The sequence below is a fragment of the Rhodococcus sp. IEGM 1366 genome (assembly GCF_033142425.1).
Lineage (GTDB): Bacteria > Actinomycetota > Actinomycetes > Mycobacteriales > Mycobacteriaceae > Rhodococcus_F > Rhodococcus_F globerula.
Genome location: NZ_JAWLRZ010000008.1, coordinates 160,083 through 166,149 on the forward strand (window position 1 = coordinate 160,083; position 6,067 = coordinate 166,149).

5 protein-coding genes are annotated in these 6,067 nt (G+C 63.2%); 3 read left to right on the forward strand and 2 right to left on the reverse strand.

The window, feature by feature from the left end:
* Window position 1: 1 nt before the first annotated feature.
* On the forward strand, window positions 2-1,585 hold the full coding sequence (locus R4P64_RS24240; protein ID WP_095886848.1) for an MFS transporter: 1,584 nt from the start codon (window positions 2-4) through the stop codon (window positions 1,583-1,585).
* Window positions 1,586-1,609: 24 nt separating this feature from the next.
* Window positions 1,610-2,269, forward strand: coding sequence for an FMN-dependent NADH-azoreductase (locus R4P64_RS24245; RefSeq protein ID WP_317823032.1), 660 nt, complete (start codon window positions 1,610-1,612; stop codon window positions 2,267-2,269).
* Here the strand turns inward: R4P64_RS24245 and R4P64_RS24250 are convergent, their stop codons facing one another.
* Window positions 2,270-3,280 carry a TIGR03617 family F420-dependent LLM class oxidoreductase gene (locus R4P64_RS24250; RefSeq protein ID WP_317823034.1) on the reverse strand — a complete coding sequence of 337 codons (1,011 nt, stop codon included), beginning with the start codon at window positions 3,278-3,280 and terminating at the stop codon, window positions 2,270-2,272.
* Window positions 3,277-3,795 (reverse strand): hypothetical protein, encoded by a 519-nt coding sequence (locus R4P64_RS24255; protein ID WP_317823036.1) that lies wholly within the window; start codon window positions 3,793-3,795, stop codon window positions 3,277-3,279. The genes R4P64_RS24250 and R4P64_RS24255 overlap by 4 nt, the downstream gene beginning before the upstream one ends.
* Before the next feature lie 251 nt (window positions 3,796-4,046).
* Between R4P64_RS24255 and dnaK the strand changes: the two genes are divergently transcribed.
* Complete coding sequence (gene dnaK, locus R4P64_RS24260; RefSeq protein ID WP_317823038.1) at window positions 4,047-5,900, forward strand: molecular chaperone DnaK; 1,854 nt, start codon at window positions 4,047-4,049, stop codon at window positions 5,898-5,900.
* Window positions 5,901-6,067: the final 167 nt, after the last annotated feature.

Below are 6,067 nucleotides of genomic sequence, written 5' to 3' on the forward strand. Positions count from 1 at the left end.
TATGTCGAACGACATCACGTCGAAGTCTCCGGATCGTGCCACGTACGTACTCGGCACACTCATTCTGGTTGCGGCGGTGGCAAACCTCAATCTGTCGGTGGCCAATGTTGCCCTGCCTGACATCGGCAAGGCGTTCGACGCGAGTCAGACGCAACTCAATCTGATAGCCGTCGGGTATTCACTGGGATTGGCAGGCACAGTCCTGTATCTCGGTGCGGTCGGTGACCGGTACGGCCGCAAGATGCTCCTGGTGACGGGTATGGCGTTGTCGATTCCGGCGTCACTCGTCGCGGGGTTTGCAGGCGGCTTCGAAGTATTGTTCGCGGCCCGCATCGTCGGTGGTATCTCGGCGGGCTTGGCGTTCCCGACAACGCTGGCGATCATCACGGCACTGTGGGCGGGGCCGGCGAGGACCAAGGCGATCGCGATGTGGTCTGCGATCGGTGGCGCGATTTCGGCTCTCGGCCCCATCGTGTCCGGGGCGTTACTCGAGAAGTTCGATTGGGGCTCGGTCTTTTTCGTGACCCTCCCGTTGGCTCTCCTGGCCTTGGTGTGCGCGGTGATTCTGGTTCCCGCCCATGTCAACGAGACCACCGATCCGGTTGATCATCTCGGCGGAATCGTGTCCGTCGTTTTCATCGGGGCGCTGGTGTTGTCCATCAACTTCGCACCGGTCAAGGGCTCCGGAACAATGGCGTTGGTCCTGGGCGCGATCGCACTGGTCGCCGGTATCGGGTTCTTCCTGCAACAACGACGCGCGGTCAATCCACTGTTCGACCTCCACGTAGCCGCTCGTCCCACCTTCTGGGTAGCGGCCGTTGGCGGCTTGGTGGTGTTCGGTTCTCTCATGGGCGCAATGTTCATCGGCCAGCAGTTCCTGCAGAACGTACTGAGTTACTCGACGCTGGCGGCGGGTGCGGCCATCATTCCGGCCGCTCTGGCGATGGTGATCGTTGCGCCGCGGTCGGCGACGATGATCGAAAGGTACGGCGCCCGTGTCACTCTGCTCTCCGGTTACCTGTTTGTGGTTCTCGGATTGTTTGTCGCGCTGTTCATGTGGAACGAAAGCACACAGTACTGGCAGGTCGCGCTCGCCTACGCGCTTGTCGGTATCGGCGTCGGCCTGGCCGGCACACCGGCATCGCGTTCCCTCACCGGGTCAGTTCCCGTGCACCGCGCAGGTATGGCGTCGGGTACCTCGGATCTGCAACGCGACCTGGGCGGCGCCATCATGCAGTCCATTCTCGGTGGAATACTCACGGCCGGGTACGCAAAATCGTTGGGGAATGCGATCTCGTCATCGCCGGAAGCTTCCCAGGTAACCCCCGAAACTCAGGCCGCGCTCACCAAATCGTTCTCCAGCGCCGAAGTTCTGGCAGAGCGCTACCCGCAATACGCGGATCAGATCATGACCGCCGCCAAAAGCGCCTTCCTGGACGGCGATACCAAGGCCTACATTGCGGCAATCATCATCGTGTGCGTCGGCGGTCTTGTCGTGACGTTCTTCTATCCGCACCGCGAGCGCGAGCGTGTACTGCTGGCGCAGTACGCGGCGGAATCCGATCTCGCAGAGGAGAAGAGTTGAGCGCGCTCTGGTACTGATGGAAGGATGCCACAGCTACTGCACATCGATTCGTCAGCCGACCTTCACACGTCGACGTCCCGTGAACTCACCGCGTTGTTCGCTCAGACGTGGGCGGAGATCAGCCCCGCGCATGAGGTAGTCGGATTGGATCTGCACCGGGATCCGCTGCCACACCTCTCCGACGCGGCCCTGCACTACGCACCGCGGCTGCGAGTGGCTGCAGAGCAGCCGGCCGCCGATTCGGAAGCACTGCAGGCTCGCGTCATCGAGCAACTCGCTGCTGCGGATGTTGTCGTGATCGGTGCACCGATGTACAACTGGTCGATCCCGTCCACGTTGAAGGCGTGGATCGACTACGTGCATGTCCTGGGAACGACTGTGCCTTTTGATACGCCGCCTGCTGGAACTTCTGCTCAGCCCATGGCGGGTAAGCCGGTGGTGATCGTGTCCAGTCGCGGAAACACCTATGCGCCGGGTTCCGGGAACGAAGGCGATGACCATACCGTGCCGCCGCTCGTTCAGGTGTTGGGTGTTTCGATGGGTATGAACGTCAGCGTTATCACCGCGGAACTGACTTTGGCGCAGCGTATTCCGCCCATGGCACCGCTGATCGAGCAGGGGAAGATCAGCCTGAGCGCTGCCCGTGATTCGTTGATCGATCTTGCCCGCACGCTGGGGGCGTGATCAGGACTGGGCGAGCGCCGAGATCATCGACGCCACATCTGCCGGATCCGCGTCGTAACCCGGGAAATAGCAACATACTTCGGTGGCATGATTTCCGAATCGTCGCCGGATTTCGGTAGCGCATTCTTCCGGTGTGCCGACGACAGCAAGAGTTGTCAGCATGGGATCGGTTATCAGTGACGCCATTTCGGCGTACCCGCCTCGTTTGGACAGCGCGTTGAGCTGGGGCTGGACGTCGCCCCAACCTTCGACGTCGAGCACGGGCCGGTAGGCGGGGGTCGAGCCGTAGAACGAGAGCAGGCTGCGGACTCCGCGGGCCGCTGCATCCAGTTGCTCGCCGCCACGTCCGACGCCCACGATCACCTGCGGGATGATCGTGAATTCCTCTCGGGTTCGGCCGGATTCGTGGAGGCCGGCGTCGACGGCCGGCAGGGTCCGCTCGAGGAAGTGGCGCTCGGAGTGGAACGGCATGACCAGCAGACCGTCGGCCACTGCGGCCGCGGTTCGCGTCATGATCGGCCCGAGTGCGCCCATCAGAATCTGCGGGCGACCGAATGGGTTGGGGCCGGGGTTGAAGGTGGGCGGCATCAGGGTGTGGGTGAAGAACTCGCCGCGGAAGTTCAAGGGAGTTCCGTGTTCCCACGCGTCGAAAATGGCGGTGATCGCGCTGACGGTTTCCCGCATGCGCGCCGCCGGCCGCGACCACGTTGCGCTGTAGCGCTTCTCGATGTGCGGTTTGATCTGCGAACCGAGGCCCAAGCGGAACCGTCCCCGGCTGAGAAGTTGGAGATCGTTCGCGGAATGCGCCAGGTGCATCGGGCTGCGGGGGAGCGCGATGGCGACATTGGTCATGAGGTCCAACTCCACCGACGACGCGGCTTCCACGAGCGGGAAGAAGACATCGTGTGGGCCTTCGAACGTGAAAAGCCCACCGGCGCCGGTCTGGGCAAGTTCGCGACTGCGGGCGGCCCCGTCGCCGGGTGCGGAGTCGAGCTGAATGTGAACTTTCATCGGCGCACGCCGGTGATCGCCGCCACCGCTACAACCGTGCAGTACAGGAGTGGTCCCCAACCGAGTACGGCGCTCACGTCGTCGGCGCCCGAGACCAATGACCGGAATCCCAGGCCGGCGGCAATCCCGAGTACGCCCACCACCGCGCCCACGATCCGCGCGGAAGACTTCCGGGCAGACAACAGTTGCACTGTCAGAAGCGTGAACAGAAGTAGAAGGACAGCAGCGGCGCCACTGCAGATCAGGACGACGGTGACCGCGTCGGAGATGTCGGTTGCCGAGTAATCGGGATTGTCCCGCGCGATCGACGCCTCTAGCGCGCTACGGATCTCGGTCAGGTTCACGATCATGATCGCGGCGATTGCCAGGAGTACAACGACGGACCCCGCCCAGGCCGCCATCGAGACTTTTGGTGTTCGATGGGGCGAGTGCTGGTGCAGCGGACGGATCGAGACTGCGGGCCTCGCGGGACTGGGGCGCGTATCGGCGCTGGGAGAATTGTCGGGATCCGTCACGGGCCGATCGTAACCAGTCCGGGTGATCCGGAGCACATTTCGGAAATTTCTCGGAGGCCGGGAACAAATTTACCGGTGTTGTAGTTGACCATTTCGACAAGCTTGAGCGCCCCCGGCTCAACTTCGAGTTGACTCTCAGCCTCGGTTGAGGGCAAACTTGAGCGGAGGACGCTCACCAAGCGAAAAACGCGCGGTCATGGCCGAGATCAAGCACTCGGACAGAGCACCGCAGAACGAAAGGTAGGAACACTATGGCTCGTGCAGTCGGTATCGACCTCGGTACGACCAACTCGGTAGTAGCAGTGCTGGAGGGCGGCGAGCCCGTAGTGGTCGCCAACTCCGAAGGCTCGCGTACCACGCCGTCCGTCGTCGCATTCGCAAAGAACGGCGAGGTCCTCGTCGGCCAGCCTGCGAAGAACCAGGCGGTCACCAACGTCGATCGCACCCTCCGCTCCGTCAAGCGCCACATCGGCACCGACTGGAATGTCGAGATTGACGGCAAGAAGTACACGCCGCAGGAAATCAGCGCTCGCACGCTCATGAAGCTCAAGCGTGACGCAGAGGCTTACCTCGGCGAAGAAATCACGGATGCCGTGATTACCGTCCCCGCATACTTCGAGGACGCACAGCGTCAGGCCACCAAGGAAGCCGGCCAGATCGCCGGCCTCAACGTTCTCCGTATCGTCAACGAGCCCACCGCGGCTGCACTGGCATACGGCCTGGACAAGGGTGACACCGAGCAGACCATTCTGGTCTTCGACCTCGGTGGCGGCACCTTCGACGTCTCCCTGCTGGAAATCGGCGACGGCGTCGTCGAGGTTCGCGCAACCTCCGGTGACAACCACCTCGGTGGCGACGACTGGGACGAGCGCATCGTCTCCTGGCTCGTCGACAAGTTCAAGGCTCAGAACGGCATCGATCTGACCAAGGACAAGATGGCCCTGCAGCGTCTGCGTGAGGCTGCGGAGAAGGCGAAGATCGAGCTCTCCAGCTCGCAGAGCACCTCCATCAACCTCCCGTACATCACGGTCGACGCGGACAAGAACCCCTTGTTCCTCGACGAGCAGCTCACGCGTAGCGAGTTCCAGAAGATCACCTCTGATCTCCTCGACCGCACCCGCGCGCCGTTCCAGGCCGTGATCAAGGACAGTGGCATCTCCGTCAAGGACATCGACCACGTTGTTCTCGTCGGTGGCTCCACCCGTATGCCGGCTGTCTCCGACCTGGTTCGCGAGATGACCGGTGGCCGTGAGCCCAACAAGGGCGTCAACCCGGACGAGGTTGTGGCCGTCGGTGCTGCTCTGCAGGCCGGTGTCCTCAAGGGTGAGGTCAAGGACGTTCTGCTCCTCGACGTCACACCGCTCTCGCTCGGTATCGAGACCAAGGGTGGCGTGATGACCAAGCTCATCGAGCGCAACACCACCATCCCGACCAAGCGCAGTGAAACCTTCACCACGGCTGACGACAACCAGCCTTCGGTGCAGATCCAGGTGTTCCAGGGTGAGCGCGAGATCGCTTCGCACAACAAGCTTCTCGGCTCCTTCGAGCTCACGGATCTGCCGCCCGCACCGCGTGGCGTCCCGCAGATCGAGGTCACCTTCGACATCGATGCCAACGGCATCGTGCACGTGACCGCGAAGGACAAGGGCACCGGCAAGGAAAACACGATCAAGATCCAGGACGGCTCCGGTCTGTCCAAGGAAGAGATCGAGCGCATGGTCAAGGACGCCGAGGCTCACGCCGAGGAAGACAAGGCCCGCCGCGAAGAGGCAGAGGTCCGCAACCAGGCCGAGTCGCTGGTCCATCAGACGGAGAAGTTCGTCAAGGAACAGCGTGACGGCGAGAACGCTGGCAAGGTCTCCGAGGAGATCCTGACCAAGGTCGAGGCAGCGATCAAGGACGTCAACGACGCCCTCGCAGGCACCGACATCTCGGCAGTGAAGACCGCCGTGGAGAAGCTGGGCACCGAGTCGCAGGCTCTTGGCCAGGCAATCTACGAGGCCTCCGCAGCCAACGAAGCCGGAAACACCGACGGCGCAGGCAATGACGACGACGTCGTCGACGCCGAGGTTGTCGACGAGCCTTCCGACTCGGACAAGAAGTGACCTCGGACAACTCCGAGAACAACCCGGTCGACCCCGAGACCGGTGCACAGGGAGAGGCGGGCCGCCCCCGGCCGCCCCCCCGCGCCGCCGCCGTCCCACGGGGGGTGGCCGGAGCCCCCGCCCCCCGGGTAGCCCCCGCCCCGGCGGGCCCCGTGGCGCACACCCCC